General features: G+C 71.7%; 15 protein-coding genes. 11 read left to right on the top strand and 4 right to left on the bottom strand.

Features of this window, described 5'->3' with window-relative positions:
- Positions 1-46: 46 nt before the first annotated feature.
- The 5 genes from ACFWBQ_RS31130 (at position 47) to moeZ (ending at position 6,329) form a co-directional block, all read left to right on the top strand.
- Positions 47-1,846 carry a DUF3492 domain-containing protein gene (locus ACFWBQ_RS31130; RefSeq protein WP_385503910.1) on the top strand — a complete coding sequence of 600 codons (1,800 nt, stop codon included), beginning with the start codon at positions 47-49 and terminating at the stop codon, positions 1,844-1,846.
- Positions 1,839-3,155, top strand: a complete 1,317-nt coding sequence (locus tag ACFWBQ_RS31125; RefSeq protein ID WP_385503787.1) for a hypothetical protein — start codon at positions 1,839-1,841, stop codon at positions 3,153-3,155. Before ACFWBQ_RS31130 ends, ACFWBQ_RS31125 begins: the two co-directional genes overlap by 8 nt.
- A 133-nt stretch (positions 3,156-3,288) precedes the next feature.
- Complete coding sequence (locus tag ACFWBQ_RS31120; RefSeq protein WP_385503782.1) at positions 3,289-4,254, top strand: NAD-dependent epimerase/dehydratase family protein; 966 nt, start codon at positions 3,289-3,291, stop codon at positions 4,252-4,254.
- The gene (locus tag ACFWBQ_RS31115; RefSeq protein ID WP_385503779.1) at positions 4,242-5,066 is read left to right on the top strand and encodes a spherulation-specific family 4 protein; all 825 of its coding nucleotides are present in this window, start codon (positions 4,242-4,244) and stop codon (positions 5,064-5,066) included. The genes ACFWBQ_RS31120 and ACFWBQ_RS31115 overlap by 13 nt, the downstream gene beginning before the upstream one ends.
- An 84-nt stretch (positions 5,067-5,150) precedes the next feature.
- Positions 5,151-6,329 carry an adenylyltransferase/sulfurtransferase MoeZ gene (gene moeZ, locus ACFWBQ_RS31110; protein ID WP_385503776.1) on the top strand — a complete coding sequence of 393 codons (1,179 nt, stop codon included), beginning with the start codon at positions 5,151-5,153 and terminating at the stop codon, positions 6,327-6,329.
- Between the two features lie 71 nt (positions 6,330-6,400).
- Here moeZ and ACFWBQ_RS31105 read toward each other — a convergent pair whose 3' ends face one another.
- The 3 genes from ACFWBQ_RS31105 to ACFWBQ_RS31095 form a co-directional block, all read right to left on the bottom strand.
- Positions 6,401-7,948, bottom strand: a complete 1,548-nt coding sequence (locus tag ACFWBQ_RS31105) for an alpha/beta hydrolase (protein WP_385503772.1) — start codon at positions 7,946-7,948, stop codon at positions 6,401-6,403.
- A gap of 93 nt (positions 7,949-8,041) precedes the next feature.
- On the bottom strand, positions 8,042-9,640 hold the full coding sequence (locus ACFWBQ_RS31100; RefSeq protein ID WP_385503768.1) for an alpha/beta fold hydrolase: 1,599 nt from the start codon (positions 9,638-9,640) through the stop codon (positions 8,042-8,044).
- A gap of 83 nt (positions 9,641-9,723) precedes the next feature.
- Complete coding sequence (locus ACFWBQ_RS31095) at positions 9,724-12,477, bottom strand: lysylphosphatidylglycerol synthase domain-containing protein (protein WP_385503762.1); 2,754 nt, start codon at positions 12,475-12,477, stop codon at positions 9,724-9,726.
- A gap of 221 nt (positions 12,478-12,698) precedes the next feature.
- Here ACFWBQ_RS31095 and ACFWBQ_RS31090 point away from each other — a divergent pair, with 221 nt between their 5' ends.
- From ACFWBQ_RS31090 to ACFWBQ_RS31065, 6 genes are all read left to right on the top strand, one after another.
- On the top strand, positions 12,699-13,148 hold the full coding sequence (locus tag ACFWBQ_RS31090; RefSeq protein ID WP_385503753.1) for an MGMT family protein: 450 nt from the start codon (positions 12,699-12,701) through the stop codon (positions 13,146-13,148).
- A gap of 222 nt (positions 13,149-13,370) precedes the next feature.
- Positions 13,371-16,940: an ATP-dependent helicase gene (locus ACFWBQ_RS31085; protein WP_385503750.1), complete on the top strand. Its 3,570-nt coding sequence runs from the start codon at positions 13,371-13,373 to the stop codon at positions 16,938-16,940.
- A gap of 84 nt (positions 16,941-17,024) precedes the next feature.
- The gene (locus tag ACFWBQ_RS31080) at positions 17,025-20,483 is read left to right on the top strand and encodes a UvrD-helicase domain-containing protein (RefSeq protein ID WP_385503745.1); all 3,459 of its coding nucleotides are present in this window, start codon (positions 17,025-17,027) and stop codon (positions 20,481-20,483) included.
- Positions 20,484-20,493: 10 nt separating this feature from the next.
- Entirely contained in the window at positions 20,494-21,888 is a 1,395-nt protein-coding gene (locus tag ACFWBQ_RS31075; RefSeq protein ID WP_385503740.1) for a dipeptidase, read from the top strand.
- A gap of 45 nt (positions 21,889-21,933) precedes the next feature.
- The gene (nudC, locus tag ACFWBQ_RS31070; RefSeq protein ID WP_385503737.1) at positions 21,934-22,881 is read left to right on the top strand and encodes an NAD(+) diphosphatase; all 948 of its coding nucleotides are present in this window, start codon (positions 21,934-21,936) and stop codon (positions 22,879-22,881) included.
- An 80-nt stretch (positions 22,882-22,961) separates the two neighbouring features.
- Positions 22,962-23,783 carry a hypothetical protein gene (locus ACFWBQ_RS31065; RefSeq protein WP_385503732.1) on the top strand — a complete coding sequence of 274 codons (822 nt, stop codon included), beginning with the start codon at positions 22,962-22,964 and terminating at the stop codon, positions 23,781-23,783.
- 93 nt (positions 23,784-23,876) lie between these two features.
- On the opposite strand, the gene ACFWBQ_RS31060 is transcribed toward ACFWBQ_RS31065, so the two are convergent.
- Positions 23,877-24,119 carry a mycoredoxin gene (locus ACFWBQ_RS31060; protein WP_385503728.1) on the bottom strand — a complete coding sequence of 81 codons (243 nt, stop codon included), beginning with the start codon at positions 24,117-24,119 and terminating at the stop codon, positions 23,877-23,879.
- Positions 24,120-24,145 lie beyond the last annotated feature (26 nt).

The raw sequence follows: 24,145 nt of genomic DNA, 5'->3' as shown, positions 1-24,145 counted from the left end.
CGCCGATCAACGGCGGCCGCCCACAAGGGAGATCGGGGGTGTGCTCGTGCGGATCGGACTCCTCACGGACGGTGGTTATCCGTATGCGACCGGTGAGTCCAGACTCTGGTGCGACCGCTTGGTACGCGGTCTTCCCCAGCACGAGTTCGACCTCTTCGCGCTCAGCCGCTCCGCCCATCAGGAGCAACAGGGCTGGGTGAGGCTCCCGGACCGGATCGCGCGGGTGCGGACGGCGTCGCTGTGGACGCACGAGGACGAGACCCGGCGCGGAGTCCGGCCGAGAGGGCTGCCCGGCCGGCTCGCCACCGGTCTGGGGCGCTCGTACGGGCGGAGCGACCGGCGGCGCTTCACGGCGCACGTGACGGCGCTCGTCGACGCGGTCTGTGCGGGGGGCGACGCCGCCGTGGAGCCGGGGGAGGACACCGGGCGAGCGGGTGCGTACGCCGCGCCGGCGGACCGCTTCACCGATGGTCTCTACGGTCTGGCCGAACTGGCCCGGGAGCGCGGTGGCCTGCACGCCGCACTGCGCTCCGAGGCGACCGTACGGATCGTGGAATCGGCGTGCCGTGCCCCGGGTGCCGGACGGACCGTGCACGGCGCGACCGTCCCCGACTACCTCGCTTTCGCCGCCGAGCTGGAGCGCGCCCTGCGCCCCCTCTCCCTCGACTGGTACGACGAGGAGAGCCTCGGCGCGGTCGACCTCTGTCACGCGGCCTCCGGCGGTGCCGCGGCGCTGCCGGGGCTGCTGGCCAAACGCTTCTTCGGAGTGCCGCTGCTCGTCACGGAACACGGCGTACCGCTGCGGACGCACTATCTGGCCGCGCCCGAGGCGCCGTTCGGTGCGCCGGTGCGCGCCCTGCTGGCCAACTTCCACGGGCAGCTGGCCTCCGAGGTGTACCGGCAGGCCACGGTCATCACGCCCGGCAACACCCATGTCCGCCGCTGGCAGGAGCGGTGCGGGGCCGACCGTGCCAAGCTGCGCACGGTCTACCCGGGCATGGAGGCGGAGCGCTTCGGGGCCGTGGGAGAGGGCGACGACGACGGCGGTCCGCACACACTGGTCTGGATCGGACGGATCGAGCCCGCCAAGGATCTGATCGCCCTGCTGCACGCCTTCGCCGAGGTGCGCCGGGCCGAACCGGACGCCCGGCTGCGCATCTTCGGCGCCCCGGCCCAGGGGGACGAGGGGAACACCTACCTCGCGCACTGCAGGGCGCTCGCCGCCCAGCTCTTCCCCGACGAGGCGACGGACGCGCACGCCGTGGGCGACAACCCGGTCACCTTCGAGGAGATCGGCGGCCCCGAGGCACCCGACCTCGCGGAGGCCTATGCCGCGGGCGGTGTCGTCGTCCTGTCCAGCGTTGTCGAGGGCTTCCCCATCAGCCTGGTCGAGGCGATGTTCTGCGGCCGGGCCACCGTCTCGACGGATGTGGGCGCCGTCGTCGAAGTCATCGGCGGTACGGGGCTCGTGGTGCCCCCGCGCAACCCCCGGGCGCTTGCCGACGCCTGCGTCGCGCTGCTGCGCGACCCCGAGCGCCGCGCACGCCTCGGCGCCGCGGCGCGCGCCCGGGCACTCGAACTCTTCACCGTCGAACAGAACCTTGCGGCATTTCGCGGCATTTACCTGGACCTGGTGGCGCACTCCCCGGCCCCATGGGGGGCGGCAACGGGGGCGGAGGACCCCGACGGTCCACCACGCCCCTTCGCCACACCCCCGGAGGCCCATGTGCTGGGCCGCCGGCCATCCGCCCCGGTGACGTCCGGTGGCTCCCGACTGCCGAGCTGGGCCGTCGGGGCCGAGGGTGTGTGCGCGGGCGCACACGGAGCGGGGGACCGCGATGCGTGACGACCTGACCGGCCATGACCACGAAGGACGCCCGATGGGCCGACCGGCCGACGTCCGGGCCGGAGCTGCCGCGATGCCGGAGCGTGCTCCGGAGGCCGCCACGACCGACCCGCTGCCCTCCACGGTCATCGCCGACGCGGAGGCAGGAACATCCGCCGCGGCGGCCGGCGACGCCCCGGAGCCCGGCGGCCCCGGCGCCCGCGCCCCCGAGATCGCCTACCATCCCGCCCGCCGGCCCGCCGGGCGGCGCGGCTCCGCCGACCCCGTGAAGCTGCTCATGCACCGGCACCGCGAACTCTGCGAGCGGGCCGTCGATCCCCTGGAGATCGCCGCCGGTCTGGAGGCGCACGGGCTCACCGACCGTACCGCCGCCCGCTACCGGCACCGTGACGTCTTCTCGCTCGCGGAGGAGCTCTATGCCCGCGTACCGGGCGCTGCGCGGCCCACGCCCTTCGGCCCCCCGCAACCGGGGCCCGACACCGAGGCGCGGGCCGGCTGGACGCTGCTCGCACTGCTGCCCGGTGCCGCGTGCCTCGCGACCGTCGGGGTGCTCAGGGGCACCGAAGGGGTACTCGACGGGGGAGCGCGGTTCGCGTTGACGTCCGTCGGGGCGCTGCTCGTCTTCCTCGGGCTCCGGCTCTGCCTGCGGTCCGGCCCCCTGCGCGCCCCGGACAGCGCCGGTGGCACCACGCTGTACGTCTGCTGGCTCCTCGGATACGTGGTCTACGGCGACGACCTGCTCAGGCAGGTCATCAGCGGTGGCCCCGACGGGCACTGGACGGCCGTGCCCGCACCTCTGCTCGGTCTGGCGCTGGCCGTGGCCCCCGCCGCCTGGTGCACGCACCTGTTCGCCGTGCACGCCCGTCACCGACTCGTCGGCAGCCACGGACTGGCGGAGTTCGGCGACGGTGTACGCCCCCTGCTCCTCGGTCTCGTCGCCCTCTTCCTGTGCGCGCTGGCCGTTCTGCTGGTCCTGGCCGATCTCGGCTACGGAGGCGGCGGCGCCCTCGTCGCCCCTGCCGCCCTCGGCGTCCTGCTCTTCCTGGCCCGCCTGCTGATCGCCCACGGCTTTCCCGAACCCGCCGCCACCGGACTTGCCTTCGCCTGCGCCGTCGAAGTGGCCGCTCCCTTCCTGATCCTGGCCGGGCGACTGCCCGGTCTCGACCTCCTCGCCCGGCCCGTCGAGGCCCTCGTCATGGCGGCCGGCACCGGAGGCGTACCCACCCTGGCCTGCGGCTTCGCCGCACTCGGCCTGCTGATCCATGCCTCGGTCGCGCTCTCCCGGGCCTCCGCCCACGCCACGGCGTAACCAGAGACCGCCCACCCGCGGAGCCGACGCCGCGGAACTCCCCTACCGCACACCCCTTCCTCAAGGAGACACCGGACATGACCCCCCAATCCCTCGCACCGGCAGCCCGCCGTCGGCACTCAGGGGGCGCGCGATGAGGGTTCTGCTGCTCGGAGCCAACGGATTCCTCGGCCGCTTCGTCGCCGACCGCCTGCTCGCCGACCCCGCCGTGCACCTCACGGCGCTCGGCCGCGGCGACGACGCCGACGTACGGTTCGATCTCGCCGGCGGCAGCCCCGGAGCGCTCACCCGCTTCCTGGACGCAGTTCACCCCGGAGTCGTCGTCAACTGCGCGGGCGCCACCCGTGGCGGCGCACGCGACCTCACCCGTCACAACACCGTCGCCGTCGCCACCGTCTGCGAGGCCATGCGCCGCAGCGGCTGCAGTGCCCGGCTCGTCCAGGTCGGCTGCGCCTCCGAGTACGGGCCCTCGCAGCCCGGTTCGTCCACCCCCGAGGACGCCGTGCCCCGCCCCGGAGGCCCGTACGGTGTCAGCAAACTCGCCGCCACCGAACTCGTCCTCGGCTCCGGCCTGGACGCGGTGGTCCTGCGGGTCTTCTCACCGGTCGGGCCCGGAACCCCGGCGGGCTCCCCGCTCGGGAGGCTCGCCGAGACGATGCGCCGCGCCATGCAGTCCGGCGACTCCGAGCTCAAGCTCAGCGGCCTCGGAGTGCAGCGCGACTTCGTCGACGTACGGGACGTGGCACGCGCCGTGCACGCCGCCTCGCTGTCCGCCGCCCAGGGCGTCGTCAACATCGGCACCGGCAGGGCCGTGCGGCTGCGTGACGCGGCTGCGGTTCTCGCCAGGGTCGCCGGATACGCGGGCGCCCTCCATGAGCTCGACACGCCTCCTGCCCGGCTCCCGATCGGCGCCCCCCGGGCCTCCGCGGAGTCCGTCGTCGAGCATCTCGCGGCGACCCCGTCGCCCTATCCGGACGGCTGCGGCGCATGGCAGCAGGCCGATGTGCGCACCGCCAGGGACCGGCTCGGCTGGCGCCCCCGGATCAACCTGGAGGAGTCCCTGGCCGACATCTGGATGGAGGCGGCATGCCGTATCTGACCAGCAACGGCGCGACCCTGCGGACCAGCGGCGCCGAACAGCTCGGTGTCGGTGTCCCCGGCTACGCCCACCCGCTGCTCGCACCCACCGAGTGGGCGGAGCTCAATCGCCCCGGCACGCCGCTGCACTGGGCGGTCCTCAACATCGACAACGGGCCGGGTGCGAGACCCGACCCGCACTGTCTGGAGGCGGCCGGACGCCTCCGTAACGCCCGGGAACGGGCCCTGCACGGCGAGGCTCCCGACGATGCCGTCCGGGCCTCGGGCGGGCGGCTGCTCGGCCACCTCGATCTGGCCTTCGGCAGCCGCCCCTTCGGGGAACTGGTCGCCGACGCCCAGTCCTTCCTCGACTGGTACCGGGTCGGCGGCTTCTACCTCGACCACTGCCCCGCCGAGCGAGCCGGCCTCCCGGCGGTCCGCCGGCTCACCAGCACCCTGGCCGCGCTCCTGGAGGACAGCGACAGTGCGGACGGGGGAGGCAGGCTAGTCCTGGGGCACGGCACCCACCCGTATCCGGGCTACGCCGAGGCCGCCGACCAGCTGGTCACCTTCCGCGGGCCGTGGACCGACTACCGCTGGTCGCAGGTGGCCGAGTGGACCGCGGTATACGAGCCGGGCCGCTTCGCCCACTTCGTGCACGGGGTTCCGCGTACCCACCTGGAAGAGGCCATGCGCGTCGCCCGCTGGCAGGGCGCGGGCACGGTCTTCTTCACGGACCGTGACGGCCGGAGGGGACAAACGGATCCATTTGCGGCACTGCCCAGCTACTGGGACGAATTCGTCTCGCGGATCGGACCCGGTATCTCGGAATGAGGAGCGGCGTGGCAGTGTTACGGGAGAACAACCGTACGTAGATGAAGTACGTAGAAACCGACCACCTGCATTGTTGAGGTTCCTGTGTCGCTGCCACCCTTGGTCGAGCCAGCTGCTGAGCTCACCGTCGACGAGGTCCGCAGGTACTCCCGCCACCTGATCATCCCGGATGTCGGGATGGACGGACAGAAGCGGCTGAAGAACGCGAAGGTGCTCTGTGTCGGCGCCGGCGGCCTCGGCTCGCCGGCCCTGATGTATCTGGCCGCGGCCGGTGTCGGCACGCTCGGCATCGTGGAGTTCGACGAGGTCGACGAGTCGAACCTGCAGCGCCAGATCATCCACAGCCAGGCCGACATCGGCCGGTCCAAGGCCCAGTCGGCCAGGGACTCGGTGCTGGGTATCAACCCGCTGGTGACCGTCGTCCTTCACGAGGAGCGGCTCGAAGCCGACAACGTGATGGACATCTTCGCCCAGTACGACCTGATCGTGGACGGCACGGACAACTTCGCCACCCGCTATCTCGTCAACGATGCCGCGGTCCTGCTGAACAAGCCGTACGTCTGGGGCTCGATCTACCGTTTCGACGGCCAGGCGTCCGTCTTCTGGTCCGAGCACGGTCCCTGCTACCGCTGCCTCTACCCGGAGCCGCCGCCCCCCGGCATGGTCCCGTCCTGCGCCGAGGGCGGTGTCCTGGGCGTGCTCTGCGCGTCCATCGGCTCCATCCAGGTCAACGAGGCCATCAAGCTGCTCGCCGGTATCGGTGACCCGCTGGTCGGCCGGCTGATGATCTACGACGCCCTGGAGATGCAGTACCGCCAGGTCAAGGTCCGCAAGGACCCGGACTGCGCGGTCTGCGGCGAGAACCCCACCGTCACCGAGCTCATCGACTACGAGGCCTTCTGCGGCGTCGTGTCCGAGGAGGCCCAGGAGGCGGCGGCCGGCTCCACGATCACTCCCAAGCAGCTCAAGGAGTGGATCGACGGGGACGAGAAGATCGAGATCATCGACGTCCGCGAGCCGAACGAGTACGAGATCGTCTCGATCCCGGGCGCCAAGCTGATCCCGAAGAACGAGTTCCTGATGGGCAACGCGCTGCAGGACCTGCCGCAGGACAGGCGCATCGTCCTGCACTGCAAGACGGGTGTCCGCAGCGCCGAGGTCCTCGCGGTCCTCAAGTCGGCGGGCTTCGCCGACGCGGTGCACGTCGGCGGCGGCGTGATCGGCTGGGTCCACCAGATCGAGCCCGAGAAGCCGGTCTACTAGGACCGCAGCAATACGCACGACGTACGAAGGGGTCGGCTCCGCACCGGAGCCGGCCCCTTCGCACGGTGCCGTCAGCTGCAGGTCCGGCCGTCCGCCGGGATCTTCCCGTCCAGGAAGTAGGCGTCGACGAGCGAGGTCACGCATCTGCTCTCGCCGTACGAGCCGTGCCCCTCACCTTTGTTGGTCAGCATCACGCCGACCCCCGCGCCCAGCTCGTCCGCCATCTTCCTTGCGCCCTCGTATGGTGTCGCCGGGTCGCCGGTCGTGCCGATGACGAGCATCGGCGCGGCGCCCGGAGCACTCGCCTCCGGTGTGTCGTGCTCTCCGTCGACCGGCCACCGGGCGCACCATCCCGCCGTGTCCCACGCCAGGAACGGGCCGAAGACCGGCGACAGCGCGCGGAATTCGGGCAGCAGTGCCCGCGTCTCGGACACCGTCGGCCTGGCCTTGGTGTCGGCGCAGGAGATCGCCCGCTGCGAGTGGGTCTGGGTGCCGTAGTGCCCGCTCTCGTCACGGCCGTTGTACGAATCGGCCAGCTGGAGCAGCCCGTCGCCCGTGCCGCTGTTCTCGGCCTCGTCGAGCGCGTCCGTCAGGGAGGGCCAGCTGCTCTTCGAATAGAGCGGGGTCACGATGCCTGTGATGGCCAGCGTCTCGTTGAGCTTGCGGCCCGAGGCGGTCGGCAGGGGGTCGGCGTCGATCCGCCGCAGCAGTGCCGCTATTCGCTGTGTGCCCGCCTCCGGGTCCTGGCCGCGGTCCTTGAGGTAGTTCTCCAGCGCCCGCTGGAAGCCCGTGGCCTGGTTGCGTGCGTGGCCCACCGTGTCCGCCGTCGGGTCCACTACTGCGTCGAGCACGACCCGTCCCACGCTCTGCGGGAAGAGATGGGCGTAGGTCCCGCCGAGCTCCGTACCGTACGAAATGCCGAAGTAGGAAAGCTTTCCGTCGCCGAGCGCCCTACGGATCACGTCCATGTCCCGGGCTGCGTTCGTCGTGCCGACATGGGGGAGCACCCTGCCGGAGCGGCGCTCGCAGCCTGCGCCGAAGTCCGCACCGTCCTTGACGAACGCGGTCTCCTCCGCAGCCGTGTCCGGTGTCATGTCGACCTCGCGGTACGCCCTTTCCTGCTCCTCGTCACTGCGGCAGTGGACCCCGGCGCTGCCCGCGACGCCTCGGGGGTCGAAGCCGACGAGGTCGTAACGGGTGTTGAGCTTTCCGTACGAACCGGCGGCGCGCGGCAGGATGTCGACCCCCGAGCCGCCGGGGCCGCCGAAGTTGAAGAGCATCGAGCCGATCCGCCGGCTCTTCTCCGTGGCCTTCTTGCGGATCAGCGCGATGGCGATCGTGTCGCCGTCCGGGCGGGCGTAGTCCAGCGGCACGTCGACGGTGGCGCACCGCCAGTCGGGACCGGGCGCTTGGCCGCCCTCCGGGGCTTCGCAGCGCTTCCAGGCCGACACCTGGGGTGCGGACGAGGTGGATTGCGGGGAGCCGGGCTGCTCGGACGCCGTTTTCGGGGATGTGGGCCGCGGGGACGGGGAGCTGTCGCATCCCGCGAGTACCCCTGCCGTCATCAGGGCCGATCCGGCCAGGGCAGCAGCCTTCCGGGCTCGTCCGCGTACACGCATGTGCGTTCCCTCCCCGTTGCCCGAAGGCCGAATACCGCGAAGGCGGTGGGGCGCACGCCGGGCGTTACAGATGCCCGGTCATGCTAAGGGCTGTCACTCGCAGACCGTGCCCGAGGCCGGCACTTTCCCGTTCAGCAGATAGCCGTCCACTGCTCTCTGCACACAGACGCTGCCGCCGTTGTACGCACCGTGTCCCTCGCCCTTGTAGGTGAGCTCGATCCCGACCCCCTTGCCGAGCTCGGCTGCCATCGCCTTGGCGCCCGCGTACGGCGTCGCCGGGTCGCCGGTGTTGCCGATGACCAGGATGGGTGCCGCACCCGGGGCGCTGACGTCGGGAGTCTCCCAGGCGCCTGCGACGGGCCAGCCGGTGCAGGACAGGAGTCCCCAGCCGAGGTAGTCGCCGAAGACCGGGGAGGCCTCGCGGAACGCGGGCAGCGCCGCCCTGGTCTGCTCCAGGGTGAACCGCTCCTTGGAGTCCGCGCAGTTGATGGCCGCGTTGGCGGCGTTCGAGTTGTCGTAGCGGCCGTCCTCGGCGCGGCCGTTCAGCGAGTCGGCGAGCGCGAGCAACAGCCCGCCGTTGTCACCGTCCGCCTCGTCGAGACCCTGTTCGAGCAGTGGCCAGGTCTCCTTGGAGTAGAGGGCCGACGCGATGCCGGTGGTGGCCTGGGTCTGCGTCAGTTCGCGTTCGCCCAGCCCCGGGACGGGCTCCTTCTCCAGTTGAGCGAGGAGTGCGGCGATCCAGTCCTGGACCTCCTGTGCGGTGGAACCGGGGAGCCTGCAGTCATCGCGTTCGGCGCAGTCGGCGGCGAAGTTGTCCAGGGCGAGCTGGAAGCCCCTGGCCTGGCCGAGCGAGGACTGCTTGGAGTTCTCCGTCGGGTCGACGACGGCATCCAGGACCATGCGGCCGACCTTCCCCGGGAACTGGTGGGCGTAGACACCGCCCAGTTCGGTTCCGTAGGAGATCCCGAAGTAGTACAGCTTGTCGTCGCCGAGCACTTCGCGGAGCAGGTCCATGTCCCGGGCCGCGTTCGTCGTACCGACGTAGGGCAGCACCTCGCCGGAGTTGTCCTTGCAGTCCGCGATGTAGGACTCCTGGTCCTCGACGAAGGCCTTCTCCTCGGCACTGTTGTCCGGAGTGCCGTCCATCTCGTAACGCGCGTCGAGGGCCTCGTCGTCCGAGCAGACGACGCCCTCGCTGCGGCCCACCCCACGCGGGTCGAAGCTCACCAGGTCGTAGCGGGTACGGAGCGCGTCGTACGCCGTTCCGAAGGACGGCAGGGTGGCGACACCGGAGGCGCCCGGTCCGCCGAAGTTGAAGACGAGGGAGCCGATCCTGCGGTCCTGGTTCCTGGCCCTGGCGCGGACGAGCGCCATTTCGATGGTCCTGCCGTCCGGCTCCGCGTAGCTGAGCGGTACGTCCATGAAGGAGCACTCCCAGACCGTCCCTCCCGGGAGGGGGGAGGGCGAGGCCCCACTGCCCTGGGCCTCGTTCGGGGCCGGACAGGGCTGCCAGTCGAGCTTCTGGGAAGACAGCTTCTCCGCTGTCGCCGTGGGTGAAGCGGTCGATGCCGCAGAGGGCTTCGCCCGGTCCGTACTCCCGCTGTCGTCGCCGTCGGAACATGCGGCCAGCGGCAGCAGGACGGCGGCGGTGGCAGCGAGGGCAGCGGCGCGCAGGGCGGGAGAGGTCCTCATGACCCCATCGTGCGGCGGGGTGCGGGGGAACGCGCGGGGCACGGTCCATGCGAGTGGTGCGGCGCCCGGTCCGTGCCCCTGGGCTAGAGCTCGCCCTTCCGGGTCAGCTGGTTGAAGCAGATCCAGCCGGGAAGCACCGGCAGCCACAGCGTCATCACGCGGTACAGCAGCACCGCCGGCGCCGCGACCTCCTTCGGCAGGCCCACCGCGATGAGCCCCAGGGTCAGCGCACCCTCGACCGCTCCCATACCGCCGGGGGTGGGTGCCGCGGACCCCAGGGCGTTGCCGGCGAGGAAGACCACCGCGATGCTGGCGTAGCTGAGCTGCGGGACGTCGGGACCGCTGAACGCTCGGATCGACGCGTCCAGGCAGAGCACGAACAGGCCGGTCAGCAGCAGCATGCCGCCGATGCCGGTGACCAGCTTCTGCGGGCGCTGCACGACGTCGAGCATGCGTGGTACGACTCCGGCGAACAGCGACCGCACCCGCGTCACGACGAACTTCCGCAGGAAGGGGATCGCGGTCACGACCAGCACGAGCACCGCGACGGTGAGCAGCCCCGCGATGACCGTTCTCGACGGGGTGAGCGAGTCCGGCGTCTTCTCCGTACCCGTCAGATATCCGAACAGGGCGAGCAGCAGGATGTGGCAGCCGAGGCCGAACAGCTGGGAGGCGCCGACACTCGCGACGGCGAGCCCCGGGCGTACTCCGGCACGCTGCAGGAAGCGTGTGTTCAGCGCCACGCCCCCGACCGCCGCCGGCGCGACGATCTTCACGAACGACCCGGCCACCTGCGCCAGCACGGTCTTGCCGAACGGCACCCGCTCCGGCACGAAGCCCAGCAGGCTCATGGCCGCGGCGATGTAGCTGAGGGCGGAGAAGCCCAGAGCCGCCGCCACCCAGCCCCACTCCGCCTGCTCGACGACCGTCCCGAAGTCGGCCTCGGTGACCTGTGAGATCAGGAAGTACGCGGCGATCGAACCTGCGATGAAACTGAACAGGGTGCGCGGCTTGATGCGTTCGAGCCGCACCGGTTCGACCGGCGCCTGCGGCCGGATCAGCAGCACCTGCCGACGGATCTGGGCGAGCAGATCCTCCTCGCGTGCCTCGTCCAGGGCATCGTCAATCGCCCGCTTCTCGGCCTGCTTCTCGGTGCGCAGCGACTTGCGGGCCGTCTTGCGGTCGCCGGCAGCCGCCTCGTCCTGCCCGTCCGTCCTGGCCTGCTTGGCCGTCTGCGAGGCCTCGAGCACGGCCTCACGCTCGCGCTGCGAGCGCTCGCGGGCGATCCTGCGCAGCGTCGCCCGGGTGGAGCGGCTGAGAGCGATCGGCTGGAGCAGCGGCAGACTGTCGGCGACGGCGTCGGGACCGAGTACGGCGAGCGCCCCGGCCACCGCCCGTTCGGCGCCCACCCGCAGCCCCGTGGTGGTGAGCAGCTGGGCGACGTCCATGCGCAGGATCAGGTCGCCGGCCGCGATCTCACCGCCGCGGAGATCGGTGACGAACACCGTGCCGGAAAGATCCACCAGAATCGCGTCACCGGTGAGCCTGCGGTGCGCGATCCGCCGCGACTGGAGCGCTTTCACCTGCCGCCAGGCGCCGCGCACCAGGTCGTCGGTGATCTCCTCGTCCTCCATCGAATCCAGCGAGCGCCCGCCGATGTGTTCGTACACCAGCATCACGGCATCGGGACCGAGCTCGGAGGTCGCGATCAGCTTGGGTGCGTTGGCCCCGGCGGCGATCGCCGCGTACGCGAGCAGTGCCTCCTGCTCCAGGGCCTGGCGCAGGGACTGGATGGAACGGCGCTGGGTGATGCTGCGCAGGGTGAGCCTGCGCCACACCCGGTAGAAGAAGCCCTGGGCCTGCTGTTCACGGTCGACGACCGTCACATCCAGCGGTGGCCCGTTCTCCAGGGTGACCAGATAGCGGCGGCCACGGTCGCTCTGGTCGATGTTTTCGGGGGCGTCCTCGGTGCGCATCGCGGCGACCGGGCGGAAACCGACATGGCGCAGACCGGCCATCAGGTGCTGGCCGGTCGGACGGACGTTCGGCGAGCCGACCGCGTACAGCGTGCCGTACGCCACGGTCCAGCCGATCAGCACGGTGAGGATGATGGAGAACGGTGTGGTGTACCCCCCGACCAGCATCGCGAAGGCGTCCAGGAGCAGCACCACCCACAGCACGACCCGCCAGCGCGGTCTGCGTGCCATGCCGACCGCCGTCATGTAGGCGATGACGGGGGCCAGGTAACCGTGCACGGGATCAGTGAGCGCGTCACCGGGCTGCGGCTGGGTCAGAGCGTCCCGGATGGTCCCCGATGCCGACCTCGCGACCCAGAGATCGGTGGCCAGCGTCACCCCGTGGGCCAGTACGGCGGCGAGCACGCCGTCCGCGATGCGCAGCCCGTCACGTTTGACCAGTCGCTCGATCGCGAAGGCGACCGGTACGAGCAGTACAGCGATGCTGGACACCAGTCCGGCGAGCTTGATCAGCAGGTCGGGCGCCTGGTCGGTGCCCTTGGAGATGTCGTCCTCGAGGCCGGTGGTGGTGCCCTGGGCGAAAGCGGCGATGGAGAAGAGAAGGACGATCGCGAGGACACCGATGAGGAGCCGCAGCAGATCGGAGGGGCGGTGCACACGGGCGGGCAGCAGCGGCTCGTCACCCGATACGCGGTCGGTCAGCCCGGCGTCGGCCGAGGCGAGGGTCGAGCCCGCGAGGTGCTCCCCGGAAGGTTCGGGGGCGTTCTGTGCGTCCGCGGCGGTGTTCCGGGCATCCGGGGTGTCGGGCGCGTCGGGGCGCGGCTCGGCATCAGAGGCGTCGGCCGCCTTCGGTGGCTGCACGCCCTGCTCCTTCGTCGCCTCTGATTGGTCTTCGTGTTCTCGTATCACCGGTCACCGCCCGCATGATGGTGGCACGGCCTGCAGACAGAGGGGGGCATCAGGGTGCATTGCACGGGCGCGCGATGCGCAACATACGCTCCTTTGCCCTTGCGCGCACGCTGTGTGATCAGGGCGACACCGAACCCGCACCACTGTCGGTGGCGTACGGCAGGATGTGGCGGATGAGCGAAGACCGGACGAGCGGCGGCGCTGCGGGTGGGGCGCCGTCGGCCCCCACGGGCGCCGAGCTGCCCGAGTACGCGGAGCGGGTCCTGGACGTCGCCGACCTGATCCCGGCAGGCCACGTCATGACGTACGGCGATGTGGCGGAGTGGCTCGGCGACGGCGGACCGAGACAGGTCGGCCGGGTGATGGCGCTGTACGGCTCCGCAGTGCCGTGGTGGCGTGTCGTGCGGGCCGACGGGGCACTGCTCCCGGGTCATGAGCTGCGGGCACTGGACCACTACCGTGACGAGGGCACGCCGCTGCGCGAAGCCTCGCGCAGTGCGGAGGGGCACCTCCCGCGCCTCGATATGAAACGCGCCAGGTGGGACGGCGCCACGGACGCGGCAGGCCGTCCCGGAAGCGGTCCGGACCACGGTCCGGACGGGGGCGAGGAAGCTCACATCTGACAGCTTCGGCCATCGTGCGCCCCGGAGACATGCGCCGGGCCGGTACGGGACTCGCGCCGGGCCCGCAGGGCGCACACGTGACGAGGGACGCAGCCCAGTCGCTGCGCCGCGGCCCGCCGCTGGCGTAGCGTCGTCCACGCGCGGCGCGCTCCGCTCCTTCGTCCTCAGCGCACCCAGGCCACCCGAGCAGACCGAGTACACCCACCAGGACCGGCGACCCACGTGAGCTCCTCCTTCACCACCCGGAACAGTCCGTACCGTCAGACACGGCGGCGGACCCCGGGCGCCTACCGGCTGGTGCGCACCCCGCCGGGTTCCGTTGCCCCACCTCTCCTGGACGCAGGGCAACGCGCGGTGGTTGATCACCGGACCGGCCCGCTGCTGGTCCTCGCCGGACCGGGTACGGGCAAGACCACCACGCTCGTCGAGGCCGTCGCCGCCCGAGTGGCCGCGGGGACCGACCCGGCCCGCATCCTCGTCCTCACCTTCAGCCGCAAGGCAGCAGTGGAGCTGCGCGACCGGATGGCGTCCAGGCTCGGTGGCACCCGCGGTCCGCAGGCCACCACCTTCCACTCGTACTGCTACGCCCTGGTCCGCGCACACCAGGACGCCGACCTGTTCGCCGATCCGCTGCGCCTGCTCTCCGGACCCGAGCAGGACGTCACTGTCCGTGAGCTCCTCGCGGGCCAGCTCGGCCTGGAACAGGCAGGACTCACCCATGTCCGCTGGCCCGACGAGCTGCGGGCCTGCCTGACCACGCGCGGCTTCGCCGACGAGGTACGCGCGGTGCTGGCACGCAGCCGCGAACTCGGCCTCGGCCCGGACGCCCTTGCCGCATTCGCGCGCCGCACCGGCCGTCCGGACTGGAGCGCCGCCGCGCAGTTCCTCGCCGAATACCTGGATGTCCTCGACGCACAGGGGGTCCTGGACTACGCGGAACTGGTCCACCGGGCCGTCCTTCTCGCCGAGCGGCCCGAGGTCGGCGCGCTGCTGGCCCGGAGTTACGACGCGGTCTTCGTCGACGAGTACCAGGACACGGACCCGGCCCAGGTGCGGCTGCTCCATGCGCTGGCGGGGAACCGGGGGAGCGCCCCGGGTACCGGGGGAGGCCGGACGCTGATCGCCTTCGGGGACCCGGACCAGTCGATCTACGCCTTCCGGGGCGCCGATGTGAACGGCATCCTCGACTTCCCGGACACCTTCCGCCGCGCCGACGGCGCGCCCGCCCCCGTCGGAGTCCTCACCACCTCGCGCCGCTCCGGTGCGCAGCTGCTCGCCGCCACCCGGCTGCTCACCCGCCGGATGCCACTCACCCGCCTGCCGTCGGACAAGGTCCGTGCCCACCGCGAGCTGTCCGCCGTGCGCGGGGGCGGCCGGGTCGAGACGTACACCTATCCGACCGCTTCCACCGAGCTGGAGAACATCGCCGACCTGCTGCGGCGCGCGCACCTGGAGGAGGGCGTGCCGTGGAAGGACATGGCGGTCCTCGTGCGTGCCGGAGGCCGTTCGATTCCTGCCGTGCGCAGGGCGCTCACGTCCGCCGGCGTGCCTCTGGAGGTGGACGGCGACGACCTCCCGCTGCGTCATGAGCCGGCGGTCGCGCCGCTGCTGACCGCGCTGCGGACGGTAGCCACGGCGGCGGTGGGCCGTGCCGTGCCCGAGCCGCACGAGGACACCGGCAGCGACAGCCACGCCGGCAGCGGCAGCGACGCCGGCAGCGACGCCGACGCCGGCAGCGACGCCGACGCCGGCAGCGACGCCGACGCCGGCAGCGACGCCGACGCCGACAGCGACGGCGCCGATACGGATACGGATGCCGATACGGATACGGACCGGCTCGACACCGAGGCGGAGGGCGATCCCAAGCGGCACGACACCGGGGCCGATCCCGAGCTGTCCGGTGCCCCGGCCGGCGCGGAGAGGCTCGACACCGAGACAGCCCTCACGCTCCTCACGTCCCCGCTCGGCTCCATGGACGCCGCCGATCTGCGGCGCCTGGGCCGTGCCCTGCGCGACGAGGAGCGGGCCGCCGGCAACCGTGTGCCGCCGCCGTCCGGCGAGCTGCTGGCCAGAGCCCTCGCCGAGCCCGAGCGTCTTGTGGCGCACGACCCGGCGTACGCCCGCGGTGCCCAGCGCCTCGGTGCGCTCCTGCGCAAGGCCCGCGAACTCCTGGAGGGCGGCGGCACGGCCGAAGAGGCCCTGTGGACCCTGTGGGACGGCACCCCCTGGCCGGGCAGGCTCGAGCGGGCCGCACTGCGCGGCGGCGCGGGCGGCCGGAACGCCGACCGGGACCTCGACGCCGTGTGCGCCCTCTTCGAAACAGCGGCCCGCGCGGAGGAGCGCACCGGAGGACGAGGTGCGCTCAACTTCCTGGAAGAGGTCGACGCCCAGGACATCGCCGCCGACACACTCTCCCGGCGTGCTGTTCGCCCCGATGCCGTACGGCTGATGACCGCGCACCGTTCCAAGGGCCTGGAGTGGCGTCTGGTCGTCGTCGCCGGGGTGCAGGAAGGGCTCTGGCCCGACCTGCGCCGCCGCGGTTCACTCCTCGAGGCGGACCGGATCGGCCGTGACGGCCTGGCCGAACCCCTCACCCCGGGGGCGCTCCTGGCCGAGGAACGCCGCCTCTTCTACGTCGCCGCCACCCGCGCCCGGGAACGTCTCGTCGTCACGGCGGTCAAGGCCCCTGCCGACGACGGTGACCAGCCGTCCCGCTTCCTCACCGAGCTCGGGGTCGAACCACGCGACATCACAGGCCGGCCCCGCCGCCCGCTCGCGGTCGCCTCGCTCGTCGCCGAACTCCGGGCGACGACCGTCGACCCCGCCGCGTCGGCCGCCCTGCGCGACGCCGCTGCCCACCGGCTCGCCCGGCTCGCCGCGCTGACCGATGACGAGGGCCAGCCGCTCGTGCCCGCGGCCCATCCGTACCGCTGGTGGGGGCTGAACGAGACGACCCGCTCCGAGGTCCCGCTGCGCGACCGGGACCATCCCGTCGCGCTGTCCGGAAGCGCGCTCGACCAGCTCGCCAACACCTGCGCCCTGCAGTGGTTCCTGGGCCGCGAGGTGAAGGCCGATGCCCCGGCAACGGCCGCACAGGGCTTCGGCAACGTGGTCCACGTCCTCGCCGACGAAGTGGCCTCGGGCCGTACCGCCGCTGACCTGGACGTCCTGATGGAGCGCCTGGACTCCGTCTGGAACGGCCTGGTCTTCGACGCACCGTGGAAGTCCCAGCAGGAGAAGGACCAGGCGCGTGCCGCCCTGGAGCGCTTCCTGCGCTGGCACGTCATGGACCGCACCGGTCGCACCCCCGCCGCCAGCGAACACGACTTCGACGTGACGCTCGAAGCGGGGGAGTACGCGGTGCGCATCCGGGGCTCCATGGACCGGGTCGAACAGGACACCGAGGGCCGGGCGTACGTCGTCGACTTCAAGACCGGAAAGGGGGCACCGACCAAGGACGAGGTGGCCGCTCACCCCCAGCTCGCCGTGTACCAGCTGGCGGTCAGGGAAGGCGCCGTCGATGACGTCTTCGAGGGCCGCCGCCCCGATCCCGGCGGCGCCGAACTCGTACAGCTGCGCCAGCCGGCCCCGAAGAAGGAGGGCGGCGACGCCCTTCCCAAGGTGCAGGCCCAGGAACCCCTCTCCGGGGAGTGGGTCTCCGACCTGCTGGCCACGGCGGCCGGCCGCGTCCTGGACGAACGCTTCACGCCCACGACCGGCCAGCACTGCACCCACTGCACCTTCCGGGCCTCGTGCAGCGCACAGCCCGAAGGCCGTCAGATCATCGAGTGACGTCCCGGGCGAGCCACCGTGTGTGGTCCCGGGCGATGTCAGGGCGGGACAGCTTTGTCGGTGCCTGCGGTTAGCCTCTCTGGAGTGTCCTCGCGTATCACCGACCCCGAGCAGCTCAAGGAGCTCCTCGGGATCCCCTTCACCCCGGAGCAGACGGCCTGCATCACTGCGCCGCCCGCCCCGCAGGTGATCGTGGCCGGAGCCGGCTCGGGGAAGACCACGGTGATGGCGGCCCGCGTGGTGTGGCTCGTCGGGACCGGGCAGGTCGCCCCGGAGCAGGTCCTCGGCCTGACCTTCACGAACAAGGCCGCGGGCGAGCTCGCCGAGCGGGTCCGCAAAGCCCTTGTCGCAGCAGGGGTCACCGACCCGGACGTCATCGATCCGGACAACCCCCCGGGCGAGCCCAGCATCTCCACGTACCACGCCTTCGCCGGCCGGCTGCTCACCGATCACGGCCTGCGGATCGGTCTCGAACCCACCACCCGCCTCCTCGCCGACGCCACCCGCTACCAGCTCGCCGCCCGGGTGCTGCGCGAGGCACCCGGCCCCTTCCCGGCGCTGACCAGGTCCTTTCCCACACTGGTCAGCGACCTGCTGGCCCTGGACGCCGAGCTCGCCGAACACCTGGTACGCCCCGAACAGCTCGCGGAGTACGACACCGAACTGCTCCGGACACTCGGAACGGCCAGGCTCACCAACGCCGAGCTGCGCAAGATCCCCGAGACGGCCGAGGCCCGCCGCGAGCTCCTCGAGCTGACCCGGCGCTACCGGGCGGCCAAACGCAGCCGGGATCTCCTCGACTTCGGCGACCAGATCGCGCTCTCCGCCGAGCTGGCCCTCACCCGGCCCGAGGTCGGCGCCATCCTGCGCGACGAATTCAGGGTCGTCCTGCTCGACGAGTACCAGGACACCTCCGTGGCCCAGCGCCTCCTGCTCGCCGGCCTCTTCGGCGGGTCGGGCGAAGCCGCGGCCGGCCACGCCGTCACCGCCGTCGGAGACCCGTGCCAGGCGATCTACGGCTGGCGCGGTGCCTCCGTCGCCAACCTCGACGACTTCCCGCACCACTTCCCGCACGCCGACGGCACCCCCGCCACCCGCTACTCCCTCAGCGAGAACCGCCGCAGCGGCGGCCGCCTCCTCCACCTCGCCAACGGCCTCGCCGACCCCCTGCGCGCCATGCACGAGGGCGTGGAGGCACTGCGGCCCGCGCCCGGTGCCGAGCGGGACGGCATGGTGCGGTGCGCCCTGCTCCGTACCCACGCCGAAGAGATCGACTGGCTCGGCGACTCCCTCGCCCACCTCGTACGGACCGGCACCGCACCCGGGGAGATCGCCGTCCTGTGCCGGACCGCGGGAGACTTCCCCCTGATCCAGGCCGCCCTCGTCGCCCGGGACATCCCGGTCGAGGTCGTCGGCCTGTCCGGGCTGCTGCACCTCCCGGAGGTCGCGGATCTCGTCGGCGTCTGCGAAGTCCTCCAGGACCCCGGGGCCAACGCCTCGCTGGTCCGGCTGCTCATCGGGCCGCGCTGGCGGATCGGCGCCCGGGACCTCGCACTGCTCGGCCGCCGCGCCCGACTCCTCGTCCACCGCACCTCCCACGGCGGGGACGACGACTTCGACCCCGACCGCCGTCTCGCCGAAGCGGTCGAAGGCATCGACCCCGCCGAGGTGATCTCGCTCGCGGACGCCCTGGACACCTTCCTGGAGTCGGGAGGGGCCGAGGACGACGGACTGCCGTTCTCGACGGAGGCACGCATCCGTTTCGCCCGCCTCGCCACCGAGCTGCGCGACCTGCGCCGCTCACTCGCCGACCCCCTCATGGACGTTCTGCACCGCGTCCTCGCCACGACCGGCCTGGAAGTGGAGCTCTCCGCGTCGCCGCACGCCCTCGCCGCCCGCCGACGCGAGACCCTCGCCAACTTCCTGGACGTCGCCGCAGGCTTTGCCGCGGTCGACGGGGAAGCCTCCCTGCTCGCCTTCCTCGGCTTCCTGCGCACGGCGGCGCAGTACGAAAAGGGCCTGGACAACGCACTGCCCGGTGGGGAGAACACCGTCAAGGTCCTCACCGCGCACAAGTCCAAGGGCCTGGAGTGGGATGTCGTCGCCGTGCCGGGGCTGGTGACCGGCCAGTTCCCGAGTGGTCAGTCCCGGGATGCCTGGACCTCGCAGTCCAAGGTCCTGCCGCACTCACTGCGCGGCGATGCTGCCACCCTCCCGGTCGTCCACTCCTGGGACGCCAAGGGCCTCAAAGCCTTCAAGGAGGAGATGAAGGAGCATCAGAACACCGAGGAGCTCCGCCTCGGCTATGTCACCTTCACCCGTCCTCGCAGCCTGCTCCTCGGCTCCGGCCACTGGTGGGGCCCGTCCCAGAAGAAGACACGCGGCCCGTCCGCCTTTCTCGAGGCGCTGTACGAGCACTGCGCGGCCGGGTACGGCGAGATCGAGGCCTGGGCCGACGAGCCCGGGGAGGACGAGGAGAACCCGGCACTCCAGGAGAGGGACACCGATCAGGCCTGGCCGCTTCCCCTGGACGCCACAGCCATGGCCCGCCGCCGTGCCGCCAGGGACACGGTGCTGGCCCACCTGGAGGCGCTGGCAGCCACCCCCGTACCGGATGTGTACGACGAGGAGCCCCCGTACGACGAGGGAGAGCCCCCGTTCGACAACGGGGAGGCCTTCTACGGCGACAACGGGGAGGCGCTGTACGACGAGGCCGACGCACCGTACGACGACCCGTCCCCCGACGGTGCGCCCTCTCACAGCGACGCAGTGGCCCCATCGCAGGACCCGGGCCCGCCCGCCCCCAGGGTTCCCGCTGCCCGCACCCCCGCGGACGCGGAGCTCACCCCGGAGGAATCGCGCACCCTCGCCTCCTGGGACCGCGATCTCGACGCCCTCGCGGGTGAGCTGCGCCGTGCCCGCGCATCCGTGCGGGACGTTCTCGTACCCGCCTCGCTCTCCGCCACCCAGCTGCTGCACCTTGCCGACGACCCCGAAGGCTTCGCACGGGAACTGGCCCGCCCCATGCCCAGGCCCCCACAGGCCGCGGCCCGCCGGGGGACCCGCTTCCATGCCTGGGTGGAGTCCAGGTTCGAGGAACTGCCGCTGCCCATGCTCGGCCCCGACGAGCTCCCCGGGGGCGACGACAACGACACGGAGATCGCCGACGAACAGGATCTCGCCGCGCTCAAGGAAGCCTTCGAGCGCAGCGTGTACGCCCGGCGCACCCCGTACCGCGTCGAGACCCCGTTCCAGATCACCCTCGCCGGCCGGGTGATCCGGGGCCGGATCGACGCGGTCTACCGCACGGGGGACACCTACGAAATCGTCGACTGGAAGACCGGCAGGCACCGCACGGCCGACCCCCTCCAGCTCGCCGTCTACCGCCTGGCCTGGGCCGAACTGCACGACCTTCCGCCGGAAGCGGTCGCAGCGACGTTCCTGTACGTACGCACCGGGGAGACCGTCAGCCCTGCCCGGCTGCCGGGCAGGGCGGAACTGGAGCAGCTTCTGCTGGACGAGTCACCTCCGCAGGGCCGATAGGCTCAAGACCATGAGCGACACCCCGGACAGTGCCGTCCGTATGTACACCGAGCAGCACCGCACAGCCTTCCTCGACGACCTGGCCGAGTGGCTGCGCATCCCGTCCGTATCCGCCCAGCCGGAGCACGACGGGGACGTACGGCGCAGTGCCGAGTGGCTCACGCACAAGCTCGCCGAGACCGGGTTCCCCGTCACCGAGATCTGGGAGACGCCCGGCGCCCCGGCCGTCTTCGCCGAGTGGCCGTCCGACGACCCGGACGCACCGGTCGTCCTCGTCTACGGCCACCACGACGTACAGCCCGCAGCCCGCGAGGACGGCTGGCACACCGAGCCGTTCGAACCGGTGATCCGCGACGGCAGGCTCTACGGGCGCGGCGCGGCCGACGACAAGGGCCAGGTGTTCTTCCACACACTCGGCGTCCGGGCCCACCTCGCGGCAACCGGCCGCACCACCCCCGCCGTGCACCTCAAGCTCCTCGTCGAGGGCGAGGAGGAGTCCGGCTCCCCGCACTTCCGCGCCCTGGCCGAAGAGCGTGCCGACCGCCTTGCGGCCGACGTCGTGATCGTCTCCGACACCGGCATGTGGGACGAGAACACCCCGACCGTCTGTACCGGAATGCGCGGTCTCGCCGAGTGCGAGATCGAGCTGTACGGCCCGGGCCAGGACATCCATTCCGGATCGTTCGGCGGCGCCGTACCCAACCCCGCGACCGCTCTGGCCCGCCTCGTCGCCGCGCTCCACGACCCGCAGGGCCGGGTCGCGGTACCCGGGTTCTACGACGGCGTGGCCGAACTCACCGACACCGAGCGGGCCCTCTTCGCCGAGCTGCCCTTCGACGAGGCCACCTGGCTGCGCACCGCAGCTTCACAGGCCACCGCGGGCGAGGCCGGGTACTCCACCCTGGAGCGCGTCTGGGCGCGCCCCACCGCCGAGGTCAATGGCATCGGCGGCGGCTACCAAGGGGCGGGCAGCAAGACGGTCATCCCCTCGTCCGCCCTGGTGAAGCTGAGCTTCCGGCTGGTCGCAGGCCAGGACCCGGACCGCATCCAGCAGATGGTCGTCAAGTGGGCCGAGGAACAGATCCCGGCCGGCGTCCGTCACCGGATCACCTTCGCCCCCGCCACCCGGCCGTGCCTGACCCCGCTGGACCACCCCGCCCTGCAGGCGGTGACCCGCGCCATGGGACGGGCCTTCGGGAAGAAGATCCTCTTCACCCGCGAAGGAGGCTCGGGCCCCGCAGCAGACCTGCAGGACGTGCTCGGCGCACCCGTCCTCTTCCTGGGCATCTCCGTACCGTCCGACGGCTGGCACGGCCCCGACGAGAAGGTCGAGATCGACCTCCTCCTCAAGGGCGTGGAGACCGCCGCCCATCTGTGGGGCGAACTGGCCGCGGCACCCCGCTGAATTCTCTGAACACCCGATCCATCCCCGGGGGAGTAGGAAGCACCTGTGAGCACCTTCGACAACGCCACCGCTGACCGTCCGATCGGTCTCACCGCGCCCAGCGGCATCGACCGCTCCGCGCACCACCGGCTCGACGAGGCCTGGCTCGCCGCAGCCTGGAGCCACCCGACGACCAGAGTCTTCGTCGTGTCCGGCGGACAGGCGCTGATCGACGACACCCCGGACGGCGGCACCGAGCTCGTCATGACCCCGTCCTTCGAGGCGCCGCTCACCGAGACCCACCGCTACTTCCTCGGCACCGACGAGGAGGGGGTGCGCTACTTCGCCCTCCAGAAGGACTCGCTGCCGGGCCGTATGGACCAGTCCGCGCGCCCTGCGGGCCTGCGCGAGGCGGGGCTGCTCCTCGGCGCGCGTGATGCAGGGCTCATGGTGCACGCGGTGGCCCTGGAGAACTGGCAGCGACTGCACCGCTTCTGCTCACGCTGTGGCGAGCGCACCGTCATCGCGGCGGCCGGCCACATCCGCCGCTGCCAGGCCTGCGGCGCGGAGCACTACCCGCGGACCGACCCTGCGGTGATCATGCTGGTCACCGACGACCAGGACCGTGCCCTGCTGGGCCGCCAGGTGCACTGGCCCGAGGGACGCTTCTCGACGCTCGCGGGATTTGTCGAGCCGGGTGAGTCGATCGAGCAGTCCGTGGCCCGCGAGGTGTTCGAGGAAGCGGGCGTCACCGTCGGCGAGGTCGAGTACATCGCCAGCCAGCCCTGGCCGTTCCCGTCCAGCCTGATGCTCGGCTTCATGGCTCGGGCCACCTCCTCGGAGATCAACGTGGACGGCGAGGAGATCGAGGAGGCCCGCTGGTTCTCCCGCGAGGACCTGACGGCGTCCTTCGAATCGGGTGAGGTCCTGCCCCCGTTCGGCATCTCGATCGCGGCGCGCCTGATCGAGCTCTGGTACGGCAAGCCGCTCCCGAGGCCGGGCAACGCCGGCTGACGGTACGGGCGGGGCGGGGCCGGTGCAGCGGGACACCCTGGCGTGCCCGTGCGCCGGGACGCCTCGGTAGGGTCCCGGCCATGCCCGAATCGAGCGTCCGTCACGACGCGATCATCAATGCCATCATGGCCAACGTCGGCCGCTCGACGCTGGCCTTCGAGGAAGTGCACGCGGACCGGCAGCACGGAACGGCCTTCTGGTTCAACGACCTCGTCGACTCCACGTCCGACGCGGAGGTCATCAGGCAGTACCTCGTGACGGCTGCGGAGGTTACGCGCTACGACGTGGGCGAGCTGACGCTGCGACCCGAGTTGTGTGAACCCGCGATGAGCGCGGAGAAGCTTCTCATGACGGACTTCGCCGCCGGGTGGACCGTCCTCGGTGAGCTGGGCGTCGCCGTGATGTCCACGGCCGGACTGCATGCCCACGGCGCTCGCAAGGGCTGGAGCTGGGCGACCGACGAGATCACCGACGGTCTGGCCGCGAACGACGAGGACATTGCCCGGATCGGTGCCGAGCCTCAGCCCGCCTACATTCTGGGCCATGACGTGGGGGAGACGGACGGAGAGAGGCTGCAGGCCGTCGTCGTGGGCCAGGTGGCACGGGGGGACGACAGCCACGTCCACTGGGACTCCGCCCTGCCCGTGGGGTGCGCCGGTGCTCCGGTCTTCGTGGGGAACCCGCTCGGTGGCGGCAGGATCAAGCTGGTCTGTGTCGGAGTCGTCCTGCCCGGTGAGAAGCAGAACCGGATAGCGACCTTCGACCGCATCAGGACCGCCCTGCGGGAGCTGGCAGCGGATCCGGGCCGGGAGCCGGTGCCGGGCCCGGAGCCGGTGCAGGGCCCGGACCGGGAAGCGGAACGACGGCCGAGCTGGTGGCGAAAGCGTCCCCGTAATCGCTGATGCCGGCCCGACCCGCCCGGCCCGCTCGCAGTGCGCCAGGCATGGCGACGGCCCCGGAGCTTCAGCTCGGGGCCGTCGCCGTTCGTAACTGCGTCAGGCGCCGACCTTCTGCTTGACCTGGGCCAGCGAGGGGTTCGTCAGCGTCGAACCGTCAGGGAAGAGCACGGTCGGAACCGTCTGGTTTCCGCCATTCGCCTTCTCGACAAAAGCTGCCGAATCCGGGTCCTGCTCGATGTTGACCTCGGTGTACGCGATGCCTTCGCGGTCCATCTGGCCCTTGAGCCGACGGCAGTAGCCGCACCACGTGGTGCTGTACATCGTCACAGTGCCCGGCATGTCGCTGGTGCTCCCTTGTCTCGTCC

It is taken from the genome of Streptomyces sp. NPDC060035 (assembly GCF_042736635.1).
Classification (GTDB): Bacteria; Actinomycetota; Actinomycetes; order Streptomycetales; family Streptomycetaceae; genus Streptomyces.
The sequence above is the reverse complement of the archived record's forward strand: the minus strand, read 5'-3'. Positions and strand labels throughout refer to the sequence as shown.